Here is a 22,459-nt window from a genome sequence, read left to right on the forward strand (position 1 = left end):
ATACAGTATAGTTACGAGATCTTTCGGACCCCGCACGTCCGAAACGCATCAAGAAAGCACTTCAGAAATCGGTTTCAACTTATTGATTCGAGGCAAGAAATTGTCAGATTCCGGCACTATCCGCATCCGTGGGGCGCGTCAGCACAATCTCAAGAACGTCGATCTCGACCTGCATACCGGGCAGATGACCGTGGTTACCGGGCCTTCGGGTTCCGGCAAGTCGAGTCTGGTATTCGACACGCTGTATGCCGAAGGGCAGCGGCGCTACGTCGAGACCTTCAGTGCCTACGCGCGCCAGTTTCTGGATCGGATGGACCGTCCGCAGGTCGACAAGGTGGATGGGGTGCCGCCCGCGATTGCCATCGACCAGACGAACCCGGTGCGCAGCTCGCGGTCGACAGTCGGGACGATGACCGAGTTGAACGATCACCTGAAGCTGCTCTACGCGCGCGCTGCCGAGTTGTTCGACCGGCAAACCGCACTGCCGGTGCAGCACGACTCCCCCGAAACGATCTATTCCGAACTGGTTGCCCGTACGGCAGCCGGACAGCCGTATGCCGATGCGCGGCTCGTGATGACGTTTCCGGTCGAGTTGCCGGAAACGGCGACCGAAGCGGAAGTCGAGCAGTGGCTGTCGGTCAGTGGCTATACGCGCATCCATGGACAGCGGATCGTGGAATCGGCGACGGGCAGGCGCAAGGTGCTGGATGTGGTGGCGGATCGTTTCCGCATCGGCAACGTGGAAAAAGCCCGTGCGGTGGAAGCGATCGAGGCATCGCTCAAGCGCGGTAGCGGCCGGGTCAGTGTGCAGGTAGTGACCGACGAAGGCGACGGTCCCGTCTGGAAGTTCTCGACGGGTTTGCACAGCCCGGAGAGCGATATCCGCTATGCCGATCCGCAGCCTGCGCTGTTCTCGTTCAATTCCGCCTATGGCGCTTGCGAAACGTGCCGGGGCTTCGGGCGCGTGATCGGCGTCGATCTGGGACTGGTGATTCCGGACGGCCGCAAATCCCTGCGCGATGGCGCGATCAAGCCGATGCAGACGCCGGCCTGGAAGGAGTGCCAGGACGACCTGATGCGCTACGCGGCCAAGGCAGGCATTCCGCGTGATCTGGCGTGGAATCAGCTGAGCGAGGCCGAACAGCACTGGGTCATCCACGGCTCGCCGGACTGGAACGGGCAGTGGAACAAGCAGTGGTATGGCGTGATGCGGTTCTTCAGTTACCTGGAGTCCAAGGCCTACAAGATGCATATCCGCGTGCTGCTGTCGAAGTACCGCAGCTACACGCCGTGCGAAACCTGCGGCGGTGCGCGCCTGAAAACCGAGGCGCTGCTGTGGCGCCTGGGCAGCAAGGATAATGCCGATACCGTGCTGGCCCCGGCAACGCGCTTTCTTCCGCGCGGCGTGGATTGGGATCGGCCGCAGTTGGAGGCCCTGCCAGGTCTTACGGTGCACGACCTGATGCTGATGCCGATCGCGCGCATCCGGCGCTTCTTCGATGACCTGACGCTGTCGAGCGCGCTGCTTGACGATGCGCTCAAGCTGCTGCTCGCTGAAGTCCGCACGCGGCTCAAATACCTGTGCGATGTGGGATTGGGTTACCTGACGCTGGACCGACAGAGCCGGACGCTGTCGGGCGGCGAGGTACAGCGGATCAACCTGACCACGGCCCTCGGCACCTCGCTGGTCAATACGCTGTTCGTGCTTGACGAGCCCAGCATCGGCTTGCATCCACGCGATCTGAACCGCATCGTCGAGGCGATGCATCGGCTGCGCGACGCGGGCAATACGCTGGTGGTGGTGGAGCACGATCCGTCCGTGATGCTGGCTGCCGATCGCCTGATCGACATGGGTCCGGGGCCGGGCGAGCGCGGCGGCTCGATCATTTTCGACGGTTCGCCCGATGCCATCCGCAAGGAACGGACGCTGACCGGCGATTACCTGGGCGGGCGCCGCCGCGTGACCGATGCGTCGGCGTGGCAGTCGCGGCCCGTGGATGCCGATACGCCGCGCCTGACGCTGGAAGGCGCGGGCGAACACAATCTCAAGGACGTGACGGTCGGCATCCCGCTGAACCGGCTGGTCGTCGTGACGGGTGTATCCGGTTCGGGCAAATCGACGCTGCTGCAGGACGTGCTGTACCCGGCCATGGCCCGCCATTTCGGAAAGGCGACGGAATCCCCGGGTGCGTTCCGCGATTTGATCGGGGCAGACCAGGTCAACGATGTGGTGTTCGTGGACCAATCGCCGATTGGCAAGACCGCACGGTCGAATCCGGCCAGTTATGTCGGTGCCTTCGACGAGATTCGCAAGCTGTTTGCCAAGGCGCCGCTGGCACTGCAACGCGGCTACACGGCTGGCACATTCAGCTTCAACTCGGGCGATGGTCGTTGCCCGACTTGCGGCGGCTCGGGCTTCGAGCACGTGGAGATGCAGTTTCTGTCGGATGTCTACCTGCGCTGCCCGGATTGCGACGGCACGCGGTATCGGGCCGAAGTGCTGGAGGTCAAGATCGAGCGCGCTGCCCGGGGGCAGGCGCCGCGCAAGCTCAGCGTGGCCGATGTGCTCGAACTGACGGTCAGCGAAGCGACCGCGCTGTTCGAAGGGGATGCCGCGGTGCTGCGCGTACTGGCGCCAATCGCCGACGTGGGCCTGGAATACGTGAAGCTGGGTCAGCCCGTGCCGACCCTCTCCGGCGGCGAGGCACAACGTCTGAAGCTTGCTGGCTTCCTGGCCGAGACCGCTGCCGCGCAGCCGGTGAAGAACCGCAAGGCGGTGGTGTTGCCCAAGCGGCTGTTCATGTTCGACGAGCCCACCACGGGTCTGCACTTCGACGATATCGCCAAGCTGATGCGCGCCTTCGGCAAGCTGCTCGATGGTGGCCATTCGTTGATCGTGATCGAGCACAACCTCGATGTGATCCGCGCCTCCGACTGGATTGTCGATCTTGGTCCCGAAGGGGGCGACGGCGGTGGCGAACTGATGTGCGAGGGTACACCCGAGGACGTCAAGCTTTGCACCGCATCGCATACGGGCCATGCGCTGATCGCCTACGACAAGGCGCTGGGCGATGGCACGCTGGCTGCGGAACAGGCGGAGGCCGAAGGCCAGGGCAAGCCGCTGCAGGCTGCCATACAGGCCGCGCGGGCGCGTCGTGCCGTGGAAGGCGAGGGCGTGGTGCGCATCGTCAACGCCCATGAGCACAACCTGAAAGCGCTGAACGTCGACATTCCGCACGGCAAGTTCAACGTGATCACCGGGGTGTCCGGTTCGGGCAAGTCGACGCTGGCGTTCGACATCCTGTTCCACGAGGGTCAGCGACGCTATCTGGAATCGCTGAATGCCTATGCCCGCTCCATCGTGCAGCCGGCTGGCCGGCCCGAAGTCGATGCCGTCTACGGCATTCCGCCGACGGTGGCCATCGAGCAGCGGCTGTCGCGAGGCGGACGCAAGAGCACGGTGGCGACGACTTCCGAAGTCTGGCACTTCCTGCGCCTGCTGTACGTGAAGCTCGGCATCCAGCATTGCGTCCACGATGGTGCGCCGGTGACGTCGCAGAGCCCGGCGTCGATTGCCGCACAGTTGTTGCGCGACTACCGTGGCCAGCACGTTGGCCTGCTTGCGCCGCTGGTGGTCAATCGCAAGGGTGTTTATACGGATCTGGCGAAATGGGCCAAGGCGCGCGGCAACACGCATCTGCGCGTAGACGGCGAGTTCCTGCCGGTCGATCCGTGGCCGCGCCTGGATCGGTTCCGCGAGCACACCATCGAGTTGCCGGTGGGCGACATCGTCGTCTCGCCCGACAACGAGGCCGCGCTGCGCGAGCTGCTGGACCAGACGCTGGAAGCCGGCAAGGGCGTGATGCATCTGCTGGCCCCGCTCGATGGATTGAAGAATGCGATGGAGTGCGGCACACCGCATGCCTGCGAAACGGTGGTGTTCTCGACCAAACGCGCCTGTCCGGTGTGCGGCACGAGTTATCCGGAACTCGATCCACGCATGTTCTCGTACAACAGCAAGCACGGCTGGTGCGGCACCTGCGTGGGCACTGGCCTGGCGCTGACGGGCGAGCAGCGCGAGGTGTATGACGACACGGTGCTGGGCGGCGACAACCGGGGCCGCGAGCAGAGCCTGCCGTCCGAGGAGCAGGAACCCGAAGGCGTGGGCGATACGCCGTGCCCGGATTGCCATGGCACGCGGCTGAATCCGGCTGCGCGCGCGGTCACGTTCGATACGCAGGCGATTTCCGATGTGGCGCAGTGGACGGTGTCCGACACCCGCCGTTGGGTGGATGGCCTGAAACTCGAGGGCCGCGAGGCCGATATCGCGCGCGATGTGGTGACGGAAATCGCCAGCCGGCTGCAGTTCCTGGAAGAAGTCGGACTCGGCTACCTGAGTCTGGATCGCGCCGCACCGAGTCTGTCTGGCGGCGAGGCGCAGCGGATTCGACTGGCCGCCCAGTTGGGGAGCAACCTGCAGGGTGTCTGCTACGTGCTGGACGAGCCGACCATCGGCCTGCATCCACGCGACAACCAGATCCTGCTCGATGCGCTGCGCAAGCTGGGCGACAAGGGCAACACGCTGGTGGTGGTGGAGCACGACGAAGACACGATCCGTCGCGCCGACCACATCATCGACATCGGCCCCGGCGCCGGCAAGCGAGGGGGCCGGCTGGTGGCTGAAGGTGGCGTCGAGACGTTGGCGTCGGCATCGGACTCGACGACCGGTCGCTTCCTGGCCAATCCGATTGTTCACCCGCTGCAGGAGCGACGCCCCGTACGGCCGCCGCGTGCGGGCAGGGTGGCCGAGCCAGAGCAATGGCTGACAGTGCAGGGCGCGCATCTGCACAACCTGCGCAACGTCACGGCACGGATTCCGCTGGCCCGGCTGGTGGCCATCACCGGTGTATCGGGCTCTGGCAAGTCCACACTCGCGCGCGACGTGCTGATGACGAACCTGCTCGATGCTGTTGGCCGCTCGGTGATGTCATCGCCGGCCACGCGACGGGCGCGTTCGGCGGCGGAGAAGGCGGGCAAGCCGACGGCCACGAAATCTCTCAACGTCGAGCATGCGTGGCATGGCTGCGAAGGCATCACGGGCTGGGAGACGATCGATCGCGTGCTCGAAGTGGACCAGACGCCGATCGGCAAGACCCCGCGCTCGTGTCCGGCCACGTATATCGGTGTGTGGGATGCCATCCGCAAGCTGTTCGCGGATACGCTCGAAGCCAAGGCGCGCGGTTACACGGCGTCGCGTTTCTCGTTCAATACGAGCGATGGTCGCTGCCCGGCCTGCGAGGGGCAGGGCGTGCGTACGATCGGCATGAGCTTCCTGCCTGACGTGAAAGTACCTTGCGATGTCTGCCACGGCCAGCGCTTCAATCCGGAAACGCTTGCGGTGACGTGGCGCGGCAAGAATATTGGCGACGTGCTGACGATGGAAATCGACGAGGCCGTGGAGTTCTTCTCGGCCATCACGCAGATCGGCCATCCGCTGCAGTTGATGAAGGACGTGGGGCTGGGCTACCTGACGCTGGGACAGCCGTCACCGACGCTTTCGGGTGGCGAGGCGCAGCGGATCAAGCTGGTGACGGAGTTGTCGAAGGTGCGCGACGACATTACCCGCCGAGGCCAGAAGGCGCCGCACACGCTTTACGTGCTGGACGAACCCACCGTGGGCCTGCATATGGCCGACGTGGCAAGGTTGATCCGCGTGCTGCACCGCTTGACCGACGGGGGCCACAGCGTGGTGGTGATCGAGCACGATCTTGACGTGATTGCCGAAGCCGACTGGATCATCGACCTGGGTCCGGAAGGCGGCGCGCAGGGCGGCACGATTGTCGGTGCGGCCGATCCGGAAGCGTTGTCGCGCATCGCGGCCAGCCATACCGGAGCAGCACTGGTGCCGGTGCTGGCACGGACGGCGATGGACGGGGTGAGGGCGGCGGGGTGAGAACGTCGAGCCTTGATTGACCACGAGCCGGTCCCCTCTCCCGCAAGCGGGAGAGGGGAGCAACAACCGTGCGAAAGATCAACCAACCCGCCGCGGCCCCTCTAGCGCAGCCGCACAAAAATCCACCAGTTCATCCACCGGCGGCGCAGCCCGGTTGCGCTTGCCGCGTTCGCGTACCCAGTGGGCCAGCGAGTAGACCACCGTATCCATGAACCAGATCATGCGTAGCCGCATCACATCGCGGGGTACGCCGGGCAGCAGGGCGTGGATGTGGTCGCGCACGCGGTACAGCGCGCTCATCGCCGTCTTGTCGACGAGTCCCTTGTTCAGGAGGCCCGGGCTGAACGTGGTCTGCGCCAGAACCTGCAGGTAGTTGGTGCCCCAACTGGTATGCAGCACGATTTCCACCAATGGATGGACGGTGGCCTGCACCACGGCGTGGATGTCGATGGGGCGACCACTGGCTTCCAGTTCGTCCAGATGGCGATGGCGCACGCGGTTCACCTCATGGAGCCGAAGATTCAACAGATGACTGACGAGTGCCTCGCGCGAACCGAAGTGGTAGTGCAGCGCGGACCTGTTGCGCTGGCCGCTTTCCACCACGATCTGCCGCAAGGGCACCTGCTCGACACCCTGTTCGGCAAATAGCCGTTCTGCGATTTCCAGGATACGCCGAGCGGTATCGGTCAGGCCATCGCCCGCATCCGGTGCAGGGGGGGCGACGTCCGACGATGTGGGCGCGTGGTCGGGATCGGGTATCCGGCGGGGCTTGACTGGGGCGGGGGTCTGCTGCGCGTCCACGATATGGGCGCGTGCTTGCTTGAGCTTCATGGCGTCTTGTGGCCGAGCCTCGTGAGCCTGCGGGGCCTGTCGTTATCGAAAAATCAAAGCCTCGCAAGGATACGGAAAAATCCGATGTCAGACATCGGTAATGCCTCGCATTTCCGCCATTTTTGTGCCGTCTCCGGGAAAATCCTAGCTATCTGAACCACCGGATGCCGTTAGCCTTCGTTTCGTGCCAATTAATACGAGAGATTAATTTGGCATGACGGGACGGAGAGGCTGACAACGGCCGGCTCCGAAGGCGCTGGTGGAGGAGAGAGCTGGCGCCGTGGGCCATCACACCAGAACACGGAAACCAACACATGAAGAAGACGCTGTTCGCCGCCATCACCGGGGCGCTGCTTGCGCCTGCGGCGTGGGCGCAATCGTCCGTGACGCTCTATGGCGTCGTCACCACGAGCATCCAGTACGTCAACAACGTACAGAACACGAGCAACGGGGTGCTGGCGCCCGGTAGCGGGTCGGCGACGTTCATGAACTCGTCGGGCATCGCACAGTCGCGTTTTGGCCTGCGCGGCGTGGAAGACCTCGGCGGCGGACTGAAGAGCCTGTTCGTGCTTGAAAACCAGTTCAACACCGACGACGGCAAGATGGGTAATGGCGGACTGCTGTTCGGTCGCCAGGCGTTCGTGGGTGTGCAGAATCGCTGGGGCAAGCTCACGTTCGGCCGCCAGTACACCTCGGCATTCCTGACGATGGGCAGCTTTACGCCGGTGGCCTACGCGCCCGAATTCGAACCTGTGGTGGGTATCGCCGGACCGAACTTCCGCGAGAACAACATGGTCCAGTACCAGGGCACGTTCGGCCCGATCACGGCCATGACGCACTGGTCGTTCGGTGAGCGCTCGGGTACGTTTGCGGCGGGTTCCGCCTACGGCGTGGGCCTGGCCTACAACAGCGGACCGTTGGGCGTGGCGGCTGCCTATGACGAGGTGAAGACGCTCAACACGGCGCAGGCCACAGGCGCGTCGGGATCGAATGACTACGGCCGCGACATGCGCGCGCTGGCTGCGGCCAGCTACCGTATCGGCCCGGTCAAGATGGTGGCGGGCTATCGCTGGGGCAACTCGGTGGCGCCTGCCACGGGCACGCCCACGCTCATGCCGCACCGCGACGACATGTACTGGCTGGGTGTGAACTGGGACGCCACCGCAGCACTGCGTCTCTCGCTGGCCTGGTACTACGACGATATCAAGTCCGCACGCATCGGCAACGCCACCACGAACCCGAAGAATCCGCAGCAGTTCCTGGCGCTGGCCGACTACAACCTGTCCAAGCGTACCGACGTGTTCTTCGCCGTGAACTACGCGCGCAACGCGTCGCTGAACTGGGACAACATCGCCTACCTGCCGAACGGCCAGTCCGTCGGCTATCTGCCGCCGACGTCGCAGGTCTACTACAAGACGCCGGATGCAAAGGGGCAATTGGGCATCTCCCTCGGCATGCGTCACATCTTCTGATCAGGAAAACGAAAGCGAGGGGCCGGCGCGGTGCCACTTCCGCGCGCAGGCATTGATGGCGCCGCAGCTTGAAAGGCTGCGGCGTTTTTTTATGGTTAGTCGCTCACCACCCACCCCCCAGCGCCCGATACGCCGCCACCGCAGCGCGTGCATTGTCCGTGGCCACGCGGGCCTGTTGATCGCGCGAGGCAAGTAATTGGCGGTCTTCGTCGAGTACTTCGTAGAGGCTGACCGCGCCGCCCTTGTAGGCGTCTTCCGAGGCGGTGCGTGCGCGTCGATGGGCATCCACCTCGGTGGCCAGCGAGCCGGATTGCACCTCCAGTTCGGCCAGCGTGACGATGGCGTTTTCCACGTCTTCGGTGGCGCGCAGCATGGCCAGCCGATATTGCGCCAGTGCCTGGGCATGGGCGCCGTGCGCCTGATCGACCTCGGCATCGACGCGGCCGAAATCGAACAGGCGCCAGCGCAGACCCGCCGCGGCAGAGGGCTGGAAGGCGCGTGCTGTCAGTAACTGGCTGGTCGACAGGCTTTCAAAGCCGAGCAAGGCCGAGAGCGAAACCTTGGGGTAGTACTCGGCCAGGGCCACGCCGATGCGTGCATTCGACGCAGCCAGGTGACGCTCGGCGGCGATGACATCGGGGCGGCGGCGCAACAGTGCGCTGGGGCCGCCCGCCAAGGAAATCGCCGGCACCGCAGGGTCGCCGGACAACGCCGCAAGTTCGGCGGCGTACGTGCCCGGCGTGGCACCCATCAGTACATCGAGTCGATTCAACTGGGTCTGCAGTTCGATTCGCAGCGGCGGCAGCGTGGTGCGCGCCTGCGCGACGAGCGCTTCGGCTTGCGCGACCTCGCGGGTGGCCGACAGGCCATCGCGCTGACGCGTGCGTACCAGTTCCAGCAGGCGGCTATCGGTCCGGATCTGATCATCGGCGATGACGATGCGGCGCTGCGCGCCACGAATGCGGAAGTAGGCGTCGGCGGCCTCCGCAGCCACGGTCACCTGCACGCCAGCGTGCTCGGCTTCCGCCGCGCCCGCATCGGCCGTCGCGGCCTCGGCACCGCGCCGCAGTCCGCCCGCCACATCGATCTCCCAGCTCGCCGCCGCGCCCACGTCATAGACGGTTCGATTGCGTTCGTATCCAGGCAACGCACTGCCGAGCTTGCCGAGCGGACTCTCCACCGACTGACGTTGCCGGCTCACATCGGCACCCAGCCGGCCCTCTGGATACAACACCGCGCCAGCCTGGCGCGCCATGGCACGCGCCTGCGCCACGCGCGCCCGGGATGTCTCCAGGTCGAGGTTCTGACCCAGTGCCCGCTGCACGATCCGCGTCAGCACCGGATCTTGAAACCCTGACCACCACTGGTCCAGCGGCGGCACGGGCGTGGTGGCCTGACGCGCGGCGAGCGCGCCGGCGCTGTGGAAGTTCACCTGTGTGGGCGTGTCTGGCGTCTTGTAGTCGGGGCCGACTGCGCACGCGGTCAGTACGAGCGTCGCGGCCAATGCGAGGAGGCGGGCGGACAGGCGGAAATTCATGGGGTGGAAAGGGGTGGCGGCGCGGGGGAGAGGCGACATGGAATCCAGTAACTTGCATAACAATAGTTACGTCACTATACTCACTTGCATAATGAAAGCAAGTCCGAAGCAAATCCGGTGGAGGAGAGGAGATGGCTCCATCACCGGACGGCGTCGGCCCTATCTGCGAACGCCCCCGTTTGCCCTGAACAAAGGAATTCCGTATGTCCAGCAGTACCGCCGCCGAGCGCTCCCCTTCGGAAACTGTTCCTGATACGCGCAGCGCCCTCGGGCGGAAGCGACTGGTCATCATCCTCGTTTCAGCCGTGGTGGCTGGCGGCATGCTCACGTATGCCTCGCACTGGTGGAACACCGCCCGCTTTCTGGAGGAGACCGATGACGCGTACGTAGGCGGCGACGTCACCGTGATTGGTCCGAAGGTGTCGGGCTACATCACTGAAGTCTTGGTCACCGACAACCAGGCCGTGCGCGCCGGCGATCTGCTCGCACGGATCGATGACCGCGACTACCGCGCGGTGCTGGCCCGAGCGGAAGGCGCGATTGCCGCGCAGCAGGCGCAGATCGCTAACCTTGATGCCACGCAGCGGCTCCAGGACGCGGTCATCGGTCAGGCGCAGGCATCCGTGGCCGCCACCGATGCCGAGACTGCCCGCACGCGCGACGATCAGGTGCGCTATGCCAGCCTCGTCGCCAAGGAAGCCGTCTCGGTACAGAGTTCGCAGAAGGCAGATGCCGACTACAAGCAGTCGCGCGCCAACGGGCAAAAGGCTCAGGCCGCGTTGCTCGCCGCGCAGCGTCAGATCGACGTCATCGCCACGCAGAAGCAACAGGCGCAGGCTGCGCTGGCGCAGGCCATTGCCGAACGGGATCTGGCCCAGCTCAATGTGGGTTACACCGAGTTGCGGGCGCCCGTGGATGGCACCATCGGCAACCGGCGTGCCCGGCCGGGCGCGTACGCAGCCAGCGGCACGGCGCTGATGTCGATCGTGCCGGCCAGCGGCCTCTGGGTTGATGCCAATTTCAAGGAGAACCAGTTGGCGCATCTGGAGCCGGGCATGCGCGCCACCGTTGTGGCGGATATCGTGCCGGGGCGGGTTTTTCACGGGCGCGTCGCCAGCGTAGCGCCGGCAACGGGTGCACAGTTCAGCGTATTGCCCCCGGAAAACGCCACTGGCAACTTCACGAAGATCGTGCAGCGCGTGCCGGTGCGTATCGTGCTGGATGAGAAGGATGCACGCCTCGGACTGCTGCGGCCCGGGCTGTCCGTGACGGCAGAAGTCGATGGCCGCACGGAGAACCAGGTGGCCGTCGCGCAGGTGCGCCCGTGAGTGGGGCCGTGACTGCTGCCGTGGCGCCGGTTGGGACGTCAGCGGCAGCATGGTCGCCTGCCGGGATGTCGACACAGGCCAAGATCTTTGCGTTTGCGTCGATGTGTGTGGGCATGTTCATCGCACTGCTCGATATCCAGATCGTGTCGGCCTCGCTGCGCGATATCGGCGGCGGGCTATCGGCAGGTGCCGATGAAACGGTCTGGGTGCAGACCGCCTACCTCATCGCGGAAATCGTGGTGATCCCGTTGTCGGGCTGGCTGTCGCGTGTGATGTCCACCCGTTGGCTGTTCGCGGTCTCGGCAGCGGGCTTCACCGTGGCCAGCATGCTGTGCGGACTGGCCTGGAATATCCAGAGCATGATCGTGTTTCGCGCGGCGCAAGGTTTCCTCGGCGGTTCAATGATTCCGCTGGTGTTCACCACGGCGTTCGTGTTTTTCGCCGGGCCTCAGCGTGTGATCGCAGCCGCCACGGTCGGTGGCCTGTCCTCACTGGCGCCGACGCTCGGCCCCACGGTCGGCGGCTGGATCACCGATCACATGTCGTGGCATTGGCTGTTCTTCGTCAACCTCGTGCCGGGGCTGTTCGTCACGATCGTCGTGCCGATGCTGGTGCGCATCGACAAGCCCAACCTGAAACTGCTGCGCGGTGCGGACTATCTCGGCATGGCGTTGATGGCGATGTTCCTCGGCTGCCTCGAATACACGCTGGAGGAAGGGCCGCGCTGGGACTGGCTGGCCGATCCGGTGATCCTGACCACCGCATGGATTGCCGGTGTGGCCGGGGTAGCGTTCATCTGGCGCAGCATGACCCACGCGCAGCCGGTGGTGGATCTGCGGGCGCTAAAGCAGCGCAACTTTGCACTCGGCTGCTTGTTCTCCTTCGTCACGGGGATCGGCATCTTCGCCACCGTCTACCTCACGCCGCTGTTTCTCGGCCGGGTGCGCGGGTTCAGCGCGCTGGAAATCGGACTGGCAGTGTTTTCGACGGGCTTGTTCCAGATCGCCTCGATTCCGATCTACACCTATCTGGGCAACCGCGTGGATCTGCGCTGGCTGCTAATGTTCGGCCTGGCGCTGTTCGGATTGTCGATGTATTGCTTCACACCGATTACGCATGACTGGGGCTGGCGCGAACTGCTGCTGCCGCAGGCGCTGCGGGGCGCGGCGCAGCAGTTCGCGGTAGCACCCGTGGTCACGCTGACGCTGGGAAGCCTGGCGCCCGAGCGGCTCAAGCTCGCATCCGGGCTGTTCAACCTGATGCGCAACCTGGGCGGGGCGATCGGCATAGCCGCCTGCGCCACAGTGCTCAACGATCGCACCAACCTGCATTTCTTCCGCATGGCCGAACATCTGCGACCCGGTAACGAAGCCATGTCGGGTGCGCTAGACAGCCTGGCGCGCCAGTATCTGGCCGCTGGCTACAGCGCCGTGGAAGCACAGGCCGCCGCGTTGAAACAGTTGGCGCTGCTGACACTGCGCGAGGCCCAGACGCAGACGTTCAGCGACACCTTCCTGCTCATCATGGCGTGCTTTTTTGGAGCGCTGGTGCTGGTGCCCCTGATGCGGAAAATCGCACCGCCCAAGGCGCCATCGGCGGATGCCCACTGAAGACCGGTATCATCGGTACCGAATTTCGAACGAGAGTCCAGACGATGCAACGCAAGACCTTCCGAAACCTGCAATGTCCCATCGCCCGCAGCCTTGAACGCGTGGGCGAGTGGTGGAGCATTCTGATTTTGCGCGATGCGTTCTATGGCACCAAACGCTTCGATGAATTCCAGCGCAGTCTCGACATTGCGCCCAACATGCTGACGCGGCGCCTGAACGGTCTGGTCGAGGAGGGGCTGCTGGAGAAGCGCCAGTATTCGGAGCGCCCGCCGCGCTATGAATATGTGCTGACCGAGTGCGGCCGGGATTTCCGGCCGGTGCTGCTCGCACTGCTGGCCTGGGGCAATCGAAACTTCGCGCCCGAGGGACGCAGCGTGCAGATCGAGGATCGCGAGACCGGCAAGATCGTTGAGCCGTTGCTGGTGGATGCCGAGAGCCGGGAGCCGCTGCAGATGGGCAAGCGGCACGTGGTACGCCCCGGTCCGGCCGCGGACGAACGCACGCGCGAGCGGCTTTCATCGGCGGCTTCGCATATGTCTGTCACGGGGAAGACGCCTGCCACATCTGCCTGATCGACTCAGCCAATTGACTGGTCAGGTTGCTCCAAAGGCATTTCTGTCATAGAGTCCATGCATCGCGCCCCGTCCCTCCGACGGTTATCACCGACTCCGGAAACGACCCGATGCCACGCTTTTCCTCTCCTTTTTCATCCTTTGGTCCGGTCTCGCTGCCGCTGGTGGTAGCCGTGCTGGCTGGCTGCACCACGCCGATGCCGCCGCCGCAGCCCCAGCGCATGCCGTCGCCGCCACCCAGCACCACGATCACTGCGCCACAGGGCGTCAGCCGTGCGCAACTGGAAGCAGCAGGCAATGCGTGCGAGAAGGTTGTCGCCAATGCGGTGAAGACCCGCTATCCGCAGCCTGGCAGCGTCATGATGATGCCGGACCGCGAACGCATCGCCCAGCAGACGGCGAACCAGACATCCGTGGTGGGCGAGGGCGTCTTCGAGCCCGATGCCAGCGAACAGGCCATGGCCTTCCGCTATACCTGCCTCTACAACATCCGCACAAATCGGGTCGATGACGTGCAGATGAAATACGGTTCCTTCTAAGCCCGTGCAGGGCTGAGTGTTGAGGTTGGCGTCGGTTTGGGCGCTGATGACGATGGATGGCCTACCGAAGCCGACCGATTGGGCCACTGCGGAGCCGTTGGCGACACTGACGGCATCAAGTCCTCTCCAGCACGTCCCGGCGTTTTGCCGTATTGTCTCGATCTGAAGATTAATTGACGTTGCAACGATCTGGTGCGCGTCCGGCGACATGCCGTGGCGGGCCGGCTTTCATTGCATGTCCGCCCCCGGATCGACCATCGTGCAGACCTCCGCCACCCCGCCGGCCAGCAGTCCCCCGCCGTCCACCCCATCTACTGTCAGCCCCGAAGGTCCGGATTCGCCGATGACCTCGCTGGAAAAGCGCGCGATGGCGGCCATCATGATCGCGGTCTCGCTGGCGACGCTCGACACGGCCATCGCCAATACCGCGCTGCCCAACATCGCCGCTGACCTGAACAGCACACCGGCGGCCTCGGTCTGGATCATCAATGCCTACCAGCTCGCCATGGTGGCCACGCTGCTGCCGTTTGCCGCACTGGGTGGCATCGTAGGCCACCGGCGCATTTACCTGGGCGGGGTGGTGGTCTTCATCATCTCGTCCGTCATTTGTGCGATGGCATGGTCGCTGCCGTCCCTTGCGGCGGCGCGGCTGCTGCAGGGCATTGGCGCTGCCGCCATCATGAGCGTGAACACGGCGCTGATCAGTGCGATCTTTCCGATCCATCGGCTTGGGCGCGGCGTGGGTCTCAATGCGCTGATCGTCGGTGTCTCGTTCGCGGTGGGGCCCACCGTCGCATCGGTGATCCTGTCTTTCGGCCCCTGGCCCTGGCTGTTCGCGGTGAACCTGCCGATCGGCCTGCTGGCGCTGGCCATCGCGTGGCGCTCGCTGCCGCAGACCAAGAAGAGCCAGCACGGGTTCGATCCCGTGGCAGCGGTGCTCAATGCCATTACCTTCGCCGCGCTGATTTTTGCGCTGGGCGAGGGCGTTCAACGCGAGCCTGCCGAGTACGTCATCGGTGCCGTCGCTGTCTTTGCCATCGCCTTTGTGCTGTTGCTGCGCCGCGAACGTGGACATCCGGCGCCGATGCTGCCCGTCGATCTGTTGAAGCGGCCTATGTTCGCGCTGTCCACCGCCACCGCTGTGTGTTCGTTTGCCGCGCAGGGCCTGGCATTCGTGTCGTTGCCGTTTTATTTCGAGCATGTGCTGGGCCGCAACCCCATCGAAACGGGCTTCCTGCTGACGCCTTGGTCAGCGGTGGTGGCGCTGATGGCGCCGCTGGCAGGCCGGTTGTCGGACCGCTATCCGCCGGGCCTGCTCGGTGGCATCGGACTGGCGGTGATGGCACTTGGCATGGCGTCGCTGGCGATGATGCCCGCAGACGCCAGCGCATTGAACATCGGCATCCGCATGGCAATCTGCGGCGCCGGCTTTGGATTCTTCCAGTCTCCGAACCTCAAGGCGTTGATGGCCAGCGCCCCGCGTGAACGCGCGGGCGGCGCAAGCGGTGTGGTCGCCACGGCGCGGCTGCTGGGGCAGGCCACCGGTGCAGCGCTGGTGGCACTCTCGTTCGGCATCGCTGGGGATCACGGCCCCACGCTGGCCCTGGCCCTCGGTGCCGGATTTGCCGCCGCCGCTGCAGTGGCCAGCGGTCTGCGACTGGTCACGGCGCAAAGTGAGGACAGCGCGGCCATGCAGGGCGCCAGGAAGTCCTCCTGATCACGCGAGAGACGCCCGCGTCGCACGGCAAGACGTGCGCGCACGGTTTGTAGAATCTGCATGGGATTGGTAGCGCCACCGCCATGTTTGCACGGCGCACCGATCGGTACGAAACTTGCCGCTAGACCATCTATCGGGGCCTTCGCGCCCCATCTTGATGGAGGCAACACAATGAACCGATCAGACGACTACGGCCGTCGCCGCCGCCCCGCCCAACGCTATGGCGGCTTCGAAGAGGGCTATGGCGATATGCCCGGCGACGATCGAGACTGGCGTCGTCGCGACCCTTACGCCGACCCTTACGCCGCCCACTACGCCGACCGTTATGGCAACGGCGCCGACCGGTCACCTTACGACACCGAACGGCATTCCTACGGCAATGCCCGGAATGCTTCCCCGCGGCGTGGCGCGGTCTACTATCCGGGCCGACCCGTTGACGACGAACGCTATGACGAAAGCTCGCCGCATAGCCGCGGCTACGTCAGCGCATACAGCAACGGATACGAAGACGGCTATCAGGCCGCCTCACGATCCACGGGTTCCCCGCGCGAGGTCGCGCCCGTTCGCGATGAGCGCTGGCGCGATAGCCGCATGGGACAACGCACAGGGTACGAAGACTACGGCGTGGAGGCAGGCCGCAACTTCCGTCAGCGGCCCTCGGTTTATGGCAGCAACGCCACGGCGCGTGGCACGGCTGGCTACCCTCGACCCACGGGCCCGAAGAACTACGCGCGCTCCGATGAGCGCGTCCGCGAGGAAGTCTGCGAGCGCCTGGCGCATGCGCCCGGTATCGATGTCAGCGAGGTGAGCGTCAATGTCAGTGGCAGCGTGGTGACGTTGACTGGCCACGTGGACAACCGCCGTACCAAGTATGCAGTGGAAGATATTGCCGACGATACCTATGGTGTGTCCGACGTGGTCAACCAGATCCACGTGAGACCTTATGGTGTGCTGGCATCGGAATGACGACGATGCCTCAAATGAGAAACCCCGGCTTTAAACCGGGGTTTTTTCTTGGGCATTAACGCCTGCAGGCACCTACAGGTCGCTGCCGCTCGGTGGCGTCTCCATGCGTTTGTCCGTCTGGTCGGCGCGATCCACGGGGGTATCGGAGGGCAGTTCTTCCGCAGCACGCTGCACCTCCTCGGAAATTTCCTCCTCGGGAAGTGCGTCCTCGGCGCCGCCCGGAAACTCTCGCTCCAGCTCCGTGCCGAGGTCTTCCTCCGGATCGAGGGCATCCGTATCGAGATTCGGGTCCAGGGTGCTGGGAATGCTCGACGGATCGCTCTCGCCCGTGTCGTCCACCGTTGCTTCAGGCTGGTTCGTTCGTGTCGTCTTGCTCATGCCGGACTCCTGTTCGATAAGGTTCATGTTGCCAAGAAAAACTGGTCGAAGAGCGGCAAGTTGCATGCCACTCCATGCCGTGCACTGGCCTGCCGATCACCTCGCACCACTGGCCGCCAGTGGCCCGCCTATAGTGGAGAGGGGACCGCCGCTAATCGCCAGGCGCTGCCGTGACACCCGGAGAGGTGGGGACGGTGGCTGGAACAGCTATTGCTGTGACATGGCTGCATCGTGCGAGGGAGGTAGCGATGAACATCACCGGCATTCTGGTCACCCTGAGCCTGGCGTCCTCGGTGGCCGTATCTTCCACGCCCATCGAGAAGAAACTGCTCGGTATCAGCCCTGGCGAGTTCGCGTCCCAGTTCAACACGGTGGCGCAGGCCGACGGTGCATCGCTGACGCTTCCCGCGTTCGGCGCCAAGAGTGGCTGGCATCGCGCTCATCCGAGTGCCGGAGTGTCTGTACTGGTGCGTGCGGCCCCCACAGGTCACTCGCTCGACGAGGTAGTGGTGGTCTGCCGCACCGCCGAGCAATGCATGCTGACCATCTGCACCGCCGCCAAAGCGATCGACGCCGCGGTGGACCCCAACCTGCTGCAGTACTTCATTGCCGCACGTATTGCCTCCCATATTCGCAATGTGGCCCTGGTAATGTCGGGCCTGGTCTATGTGGTGGTGTCGCCGGAAGACGAGGACTACGTGGCACTCGTCATCCGGCCCTATCGGCCGCAGCAGGAGTTGACCGCGCAGCGGCAGGCTTAGGGCGTCAGTGCAGCGGCCCCGCAGATCGGCGCGTTGGCACGCCGGGCGCACGGGCGGGTGAGAACTCCATCGCACGCTGTTCCAGCATCCGCTGCAACTCCGTGGCGCCCCGGTAGTAATGCGCCAGCAGCAGACGCAGCTCTGGATCAGGTAGCGGTTCGCGCAGCACTTCCCCATAAGCCGCCGCTGCGCGGCTGGCATGCTGGACCGCATATCTCAGCAGGGGTAACTCGCCCGATTCGGACGGAGGCGGCGCGAGGGTATCCCGACGCCGCATTGGCGTGGATGAATCTGAAGATTCCGACGCTGCACGATTGACCGTGCCGGCGCGCGTAGCCAATTCGGCTGCCGCACAGCGTTGCATATTGGCGCGATGGACGAGTACCGCCCGGATCTGCGGGTCAGATGCCACGACGGCCACGGCGGCGAGCGCTTCGGCACATTGCGTGGCATGCAGGCTGAGCCTGGCCAGGGTCGAGTTCAGGGCATCGCGCTTTAGTGCATCGTTCATTTCCCTTCTCCAGTTCGTACCCTAACTGTAGGTGACACAGCCAGCCGACAGCGCGCATTGACACTGATTGCGTGGTTATTGCACGGTGCGACGCGCACCTCATCTGGCGACCATGCAAAAAGCGTGCAAAAGCGCGCCCCGCACAAGCCGAGTTGGCCGTGCGGGGCGCGCTACACCGCAATTTACGGACCCGGGGGTCCAGAGCAGTGACGTCGAGCGGTTATTTCGTGGTGCCCGGAGCCGGATCCGGCGAGTCACCCTTCGGACCCGAAGGCGCGGTGGGAGACACGGTGGCCGCAGCCCCCTGCTCGCGAGGCTTCTTGTGGCGAGCGTTGGTGGCCTTGTCCTTGTTGCCCGTGCCGGTGCTACGGGCGTCGTTCGACATCGAAGAGCTGCCCGACATCGACGAAGAACCTGACATCGCGTCAGCCTTAGGATTCTTTGGGCCTTCCGGGGTAGGAGGGGTGCCCGTCGTTGCCGATTGCGGAGAGGTCGGCGTTTGCTGGGCCATCACAGGGAAAGCCAGCGCGGCCCCGAGGGCAATCGCGGTAGCGGTCGTGGCAAGGGTGCGTTTCATCGTGTGTCTCCTGGACGGTGGGTCGGTGTCTTCACGATATGCAGCGCGGCTTTGCGGCTCACGGGGGCGATGCCTGAAACTCCTGTCAGACCTTGACTACACCGGGCCGCGCCGAGGCCATCGGCATTGCAGCTTTTATATCGCCGTGTAAATCGGTATCCCGTGGTTCACACACCCGATGATGAGGGATGCCGAATATGCGTTGGAGAGCACCGGGGGCAGCGGTATGGATCTTGCAGCCGGATGGGCAGACAAAAAGACAAGGAGATGCCATGCCATTCGCCTATGCCGGAACCCGCCGCCGTCGCAATCGGGATCGGCGCCGCGCCAGCGATACGCCGGACGCCAATTCGCCGGAGCACAAGGCACAAACTCCGTCCGAGTCGCCGCTGGCAAGGAATGAGAGCACGGGCAATGCGGAGCGTCGGGAGTCGACGGGCATTGACCACGACCGATCGAAGCCCGATGAAAGGCGGGGCGATATCGAGCGCGGCGAGGGTGGGTCCGGGCTGACCAGCCAGGACCTGCATGATCCGGGCAGCCGCGATCCGAACGCACCGCCGGTCGACAATCGTTCTTAAATCGTTCTTAAGTTCAGCGCTGATCGACCAATGACCCAGGAGAAACCTATGCGATATCCCTTCGTTCGAACCCTCGTCATCGGTGTTTCCGTGATGCTTGGCGCCTCCGCTTGGGCCCAGACCCCATCTCCCACGCCTCGGGTCGACAACCGCGCACCGGGCACGGCGGCATCGGATGTCGCGCCCGGTGCGCCGGCAACGGGCGTCTACAAGGACGGCAGCCGCCAGCAAAGCAGTGGCAAGCCGGCGATCAACCAGGGCGCGTCTTCGGCGCAGACGTACGACTATCCCGCTTCGGCACCCAAGACCGCGCCAGCAAAGCGACCCTGAGCAAGCACCCTTTCACCTTTCACTCGGGCAATACCGCCACGGCCTCGATCTCGAACAACATTCCGTCGAGAGCCAGCCGTGGCACCGGTATCAGCGTGCAGGCTGGCGCCGGCCAGTCGCCGAGCAAGGCCTGCCAGGCGCGACTGAAGATCGCAAGCCGCTCCATCGAATGATCGACGATCAGGACGGTGATCTTGGCCACGTCGGGAATGTCGGCGCCGCCAGCCTGCAGTGCCACGCGCAGATTTGACAGTGCCCGGTTCACCTGCGCCGAAAAATCCGCCAGCAATCCGCCGCACATGTCCTCACCACCCTGGCCCGCCGCGAAGATAATCTTTGCGGGACGGGTCGCTACGGCGACGTGGGAATACCCGTTGAGCCGCGGGTCATAGAGATCGGGCGGGTTCATGAACTGGAGATAAGGGGCGCGCGGCGATTCAAGCAACATGGCAGGTTCCTGGTGAACGGTGGACTGAGCAAAGGACGCCAGTGTCAAACCTCAAGCGCACTTGAGGTCAAGCGTCGTTGCGATACCATGCGTGCTGCAAGGGCTTTCCTTGCGCTTCATCCTCCTGTCATGAGCCGCCCTCCGAAGACCGGAACAACCTCGATTGCTTCAATTGCGGCATCCTCGCCCCCCGCGCGCCCGATGCGCGCTCGCGATCCCCTGACCATTGGCGAGGTGGTGGAACGCAGCGGCGTGGCTGCATCCGCGTTGCATTTCTATGAATCGAAGGGATTGATTTCGAGCACGCGCAGCGCCGGAAACCAGCGCCGCTATCCGCGCGGCATTCTGCGAAGGCTGGCGGTGCTACGGATTGCACAGCGCATGGGTGTGCCACTGGCAGTCATCGCCGATGCCTTCGCACGCCTGCCCGCAGGCAAGGCGCCGACCGTGGCCGACTGGCGAAAGTTATCTGCGACGTGGCGGGAAGACCTCGATGTCCGCATCCGCACGCTGACGATGCTCCGCGACCAGCTCGACGGCTGTATCGGATGTGGATGTTTGTCGCTGAAAGCGTGTCCGCTGCGGAATCCGCAGGATGTGATGGCAGGGCAGGGGCCCGGCGCCCATGTGGTGGGCGAGGACGCCTGCCCAGGGATGGCAGTGAAGGCAGTAAAGGCAGTGAAGTCCGTGAAGATTCCGAAGCGTTGAATCTCAGCGCATCACTGGTTCTTCATCGCCTCGGCCAATCGCGCGATGATATCGCCCTCGCTCTTGAACGCCTTCTTCGCATAGGCCGAGTATTGCTCGGGTGTCATGTAGTTCGTATCCATGCCGAACTGACGCGTGACATTCAGGAATTTCGGGTCCTTGAGCGCGTTGCGGAACGCATCGTCCAGTCGCTTCACCACAGCCGGTTTCATATTGGCCGGACCCACGATGCCGAACGGCGAGTTCGACCACACCGGATAACCAATCTCCTTCAACGTGGGCGCGTTCGGGAAATCGGCAGCGCGTTTTTCCGAAAGCGTCGCCAATACTCGCATCTGTCCGTTCTGCACATACGGCAGCAGCGTATTCGACAATACCGCCACGTCCGATGAACCGCTTAGCAACGCAGTAATCGCCTCGGCATCGCCCTTGTACGGCACGTGCGTCCAGTTCGATTGCGATACACGCGCCAATTCGGAAATCGTCAGGTGCTGGCTGCCGTAGATACCTGTGGTGCCGTAGCTGATGCCCTTCTTGTCAGCCTTGGCGTCGGCAATCAACTCCTGCATGGTCTGCCACTTGGCATCCTTCTTCACCGCCACCGCGAAGTTGTAATCCGCGATCATCGACACGTACGTCAGATCCTTCAACGGGTCATAGCGCATCTTCTGCACATGCGGCAACCGGAATATCACCACCGGCGCCATGCTCAGCGTGTAACCGTCCGGCTCGGTGGTCACCATCTGCGTCGCCCCCAGCGTGCCACTCACGCCCGGCTTGTTCTCCACCACGATGCTCTGCCCCAACTCCCGTCCCGCCGCATCCGCCAACGCGCGCGCTACCTGGTCAGTCACCCCACCGGCGCCATAAGGCACGATCAACCGAATCGGCCGCGTCGGAAATTCATCCGCCGCTTGCGCGGGCGTGAACACCGAAGGCACAAGCGCCACAGCGGATGCGCCCAACGCCATCCGAAGAATCTTTCGTCGTTGCATGAGTTGTCTCCTTGTCATGTGTGCCGGATCTGAGGGACCGGTCTGCGAGGTTGTCTGCAGAGTATGACAAGGGCACGGTAGGGCGGGTATGGGGTTATGGAGGGGGTTGCTGGAATGGCGGGGGTTTATTTGGGGATTTCATTGGGGGTATGAGGGGGCTGCATGCCTTTGCGGTGCATTGCTCGGTGGAATGCGAGCACCTGCTTGCTGCCCCCGTCGCCCTTGTCCAGTGCAAGGCATGGCGGTCGCCAGTGAAGGTGGAAACGGTTCGGGCGTCAGGCGGATCCATGCACGCGAAGCGGGTTCAGAGGGGAGTGTTCTGGTCGCTGGCCGGTTTCGTCGGTCAGCCGGTCAGCCGGTCAGGGACTACGCCGCCGAAGCTCGTATTCAGTTACTGGACGGCGCCAGCATTGTCGAGCGGATCCGGGCACTTGATCAGGACAAGCAGGCCGCCTTGTTGGCAAGGGCATTTGAAGGTGACTATCGCACGCCGACGTGTGTCGCTTGTGGCGTGAAGTTGCTGCCGCGAGAGGGGAGAGGGCGATTGTTCTGGGGTTGTCAGAACTTTTCGAACGGCTGCCGGATCACGCTGCCGCGTGCGGCGTGATCCGTCTCTTAGAGATCGCCAAGGAAGGCGGGTTGCCC

At 64.2% G+C, this 22,459-nt stretch carries 20 protein-coding genes; 13 read left to right on the forward strand and 7 right to left on the reverse strand.

Going from position 1 to position 22,459, the window contains the following annotated elements; all coding sequences use genetic code 11:
* The first annotated feature begins 100 nt into the window (after positions 1-100).
* Complete coding sequence (gene uvrA / locus ABDB81_RS23865; RefSeq protein ID WP_346813783.1) at positions 101-5,953, forward strand: excinuclease ABC subunit UvrA; 5,853 nt, start codon at positions 101-103, stop codon at positions 5,951-5,953.
* Between the two features lie 78 nt (positions 5,954-6,031).
* On the opposite strand, the gene ABDB81_RS23870 is transcribed toward uvrA, so the two are convergent.
* Positions 6,032-6,784 (reverse strand): TetR/AcrR family transcriptional regulator, encoded by a 753-nt coding sequence (locus tag ABDB81_RS23870; protein ID WP_160473865.1) that lies wholly within the window; start codon positions 6,782-6,784, stop codon positions 6,032-6,034.
* Positions 6,785-7,098: 314 nt separating this feature from the next.
* Between ABDB81_RS23870 and ABDB81_RS23875 the strand changes: the two genes are divergently transcribed.
* A complete protein-coding gene (locus ABDB81_RS23875; RefSeq protein WP_137928308.1) occupies positions 7,099-8,256 on the forward strand; it encodes a porin in 1,158 nt (385 codons plus the stop codon).
* A gap of 103 nt (positions 8,257-8,359) precedes the next feature.
* On the opposite strand, the gene ABDB81_RS23880 is transcribed toward ABDB81_RS23875, so the two are convergent.
* On the reverse strand, positions 8,360-9,793 hold the full coding sequence (locus ABDB81_RS23880) for an efflux transporter outer membrane subunit (RefSeq protein ID WP_346813806.1): 1,434 nt from the start codon (positions 9,791-9,793) through the stop codon (positions 8,360-8,362).
* A gap of 203 nt (positions 9,794-9,996) precedes the next feature.
* On the opposite strand from ABDB81_RS23880, the gene ABDB81_RS23885 reads away from it, so the two are divergent.
* The 6 genes from ABDB81_RS23885 to ABDB81_RS23910 all read left to right on the forward strand — a co-directional run bounded on the left by ABDB81_RS23885 (position 9,997) and on the right by ABDB81_RS23910 (position 16,525).
* On the forward strand, positions 9,997-11,121 hold the full coding sequence (locus ABDB81_RS23885) for an HlyD family secretion protein (protein ID WP_137928309.1): 1,125 nt from the start codon (positions 9,997-9,999) through the stop codon (positions 11,119-11,121).
* A gap of 65 nt (positions 11,122-11,186) precedes the next feature.
* Positions 11,187-12,731 (forward strand): DHA2 family efflux MFS transporter permease subunit, encoded by a 1,545-nt coding sequence (locus ABDB81_RS23890; protein WP_137928321.1) that lies wholly within the window; start codon positions 11,187-11,189, stop codon positions 12,729-12,731.
* A 44-nt stretch (positions 12,732-12,775) separates the two neighbouring features.
* Complete coding sequence (locus ABDB81_RS23895; protein WP_346813784.1) at positions 12,776-13,303, forward strand: helix-turn-helix domain-containing protein; 528 nt, start codon at positions 12,776-12,778, stop codon at positions 13,301-13,303.
* A gap of 110 nt (positions 13,304-13,413) precedes the next feature.
* Positions 13,414-13,842 carry a short-chain fatty acid transporter gene (locus ABDB81_RS23900; RefSeq protein ID WP_137928311.1) on the forward strand — a complete coding sequence of 143 codons (429 nt, stop codon included), beginning with the start codon at positions 13,414-13,416 and terminating at the stop codon, positions 13,840-13,842.
* 343 nt (positions 13,843-14,185) lie between these two features.
* The gene (locus ABDB81_RS23905; protein WP_137928322.1) at positions 14,186-15,559 is read left to right on the forward strand and encodes an MFS transporter; all 1,374 of its coding nucleotides are present in this window, start codon (positions 14,186-14,188) and stop codon (positions 15,557-15,559) included.
* 171 nt (positions 15,560-15,730) lie between these two features.
* Complete coding sequence (locus ABDB81_RS23910; protein ID WP_346813785.1) at positions 15,731-16,525, forward strand: BON domain-containing protein; 795 nt, start codon at positions 15,731-15,733, stop codon at positions 16,523-16,525.
* A 72-nt stretch (positions 16,526-16,597) separates the two neighbouring features.
* Here ABDB81_RS23910 and ABDB81_RS23915 read toward each other — a convergent pair whose 3' ends face one another.
* Complete coding sequence (locus tag ABDB81_RS23915) at positions 16,598-16,903, reverse strand: hypothetical protein (protein ID WP_137928313.1); 306 nt, start codon at positions 16,901-16,903, stop codon at positions 16,598-16,600.
* Between the two features lie 248 nt (positions 16,904-17,151).
* Between ABDB81_RS23915 and ABDB81_RS23920 the strand changes: the two genes are divergently transcribed.
* Complete coding sequence (locus tag ABDB81_RS23920; protein WP_137928323.1) at positions 17,152-17,664, forward strand: malto-oligosyltrehalose synthase; 513 nt, start codon at positions 17,152-17,154, stop codon at positions 17,662-17,664.
* A 4-nt stretch (positions 17,665-17,668) separates the two neighbouring features.
* On the opposite strand, the gene ABDB81_RS23925 is transcribed toward ABDB81_RS23920, so the two are convergent.
* Positions 17,669-18,175 carry a hypothetical protein gene (locus tag ABDB81_RS23925; RefSeq protein WP_160473862.1) on the reverse strand — a complete coding sequence of 169 codons (507 nt, stop codon included), beginning with the start codon at positions 18,173-18,175 and terminating at the stop codon, positions 17,669-17,671.
* A 220-nt stretch (positions 18,176-18,395) separates the two neighbouring features.
* Entirely contained in the window at positions 18,396-18,752 is a 357-nt protein-coding gene (locus tag ABDB81_RS23930) for a hypothetical protein (RefSeq protein WP_137928315.1), read from the reverse strand.
* A gap of 272 nt (positions 18,753-19,024) precedes the next feature.
* Between ABDB81_RS23930 and ABDB81_RS23935 the strand changes: the two genes are divergently transcribed.
* Together ABDB81_RS23935 and ABDB81_RS23940 are read left to right on the forward strand one after the other, a co-directional pair.
* Positions 19,025-19,333, forward strand: coding sequence for a hypothetical protein (locus ABDB81_RS23935; RefSeq protein ID WP_137928316.1), 309 nt, complete (start codon positions 19,025-19,027; stop codon positions 19,331-19,333).
* A gap of 48 nt (positions 19,334-19,381) precedes the next feature.
* The gene (locus tag ABDB81_RS23940; RefSeq protein WP_160473861.1) at positions 19,382-19,663 is read left to right on the forward strand and encodes a hypothetical protein; all 282 of its coding nucleotides are present in this window, start codon (positions 19,382-19,384) and stop codon (positions 19,661-19,663) included.
* 19 nt (positions 19,664-19,682) lie between these two features.
* Here the strand turns inward: ABDB81_RS23940 and ABDB81_RS23945 are convergent, their stop codons facing one another.
* Positions 19,683-20,111, reverse strand: coding sequence for a RidA family protein (locus ABDB81_RS23945; protein ID WP_137928317.1), 429 nt, complete (start codon positions 20,109-20,111; stop codon positions 19,683-19,685).
* Between the two features lie 201 nt (positions 20,112-20,312).
* Between ABDB81_RS23945 and soxR the strand changes: the two genes are divergently transcribed.
* Positions 20,313-20,819 carry a redox-sensitive transcriptional activator SoxR gene (gene soxR, locus ABDB81_RS23950; RefSeq protein WP_346813786.1) on the forward strand — a complete coding sequence of 169 codons (507 nt, stop codon included), beginning with the start codon at positions 20,313-20,315 and terminating at the stop codon, positions 20,817-20,819.
* Between the two features lie 11 nt (positions 20,820-20,830).
* On the opposite strand, the gene ABDB81_RS23955 is transcribed toward soxR, so the two are convergent.
* Positions 20,831-21,814, reverse strand: coding sequence for a tripartite tricarboxylate transporter substrate binding protein (locus ABDB81_RS23955; protein WP_346813787.1), 984 nt, complete (start codon positions 21,812-21,814; stop codon positions 20,831-20,833).
* A 149-nt stretch (positions 21,815-21,963) separates the two neighbouring features.
* Here ABDB81_RS23955 and ABDB81_RS23960 point away from each other — a divergent pair, with 149 nt between their 5' ends.
* Positions 21,964-22,329 carry a restriction endonuclease gene (locus ABDB81_RS23960; protein WP_346813788.1) on the forward strand — a complete coding sequence of 122 codons (366 nt, stop codon included), beginning with the start codon at positions 21,964-21,966 and terminating at the stop codon, positions 22,327-22,329.
* Positions 22,330-22,459: the final 130 nt, after the last annotated feature.

The organism is Cupriavidus sp. DL-D2 (assembly GCF_039710735.1).
In the GTDB taxonomy this organism is placed as follows: domain Bacteria; phylum Pseudomonadota; class Gammaproteobacteria; order Burkholderiales; family Burkholderiaceae; genus Cupriavidus.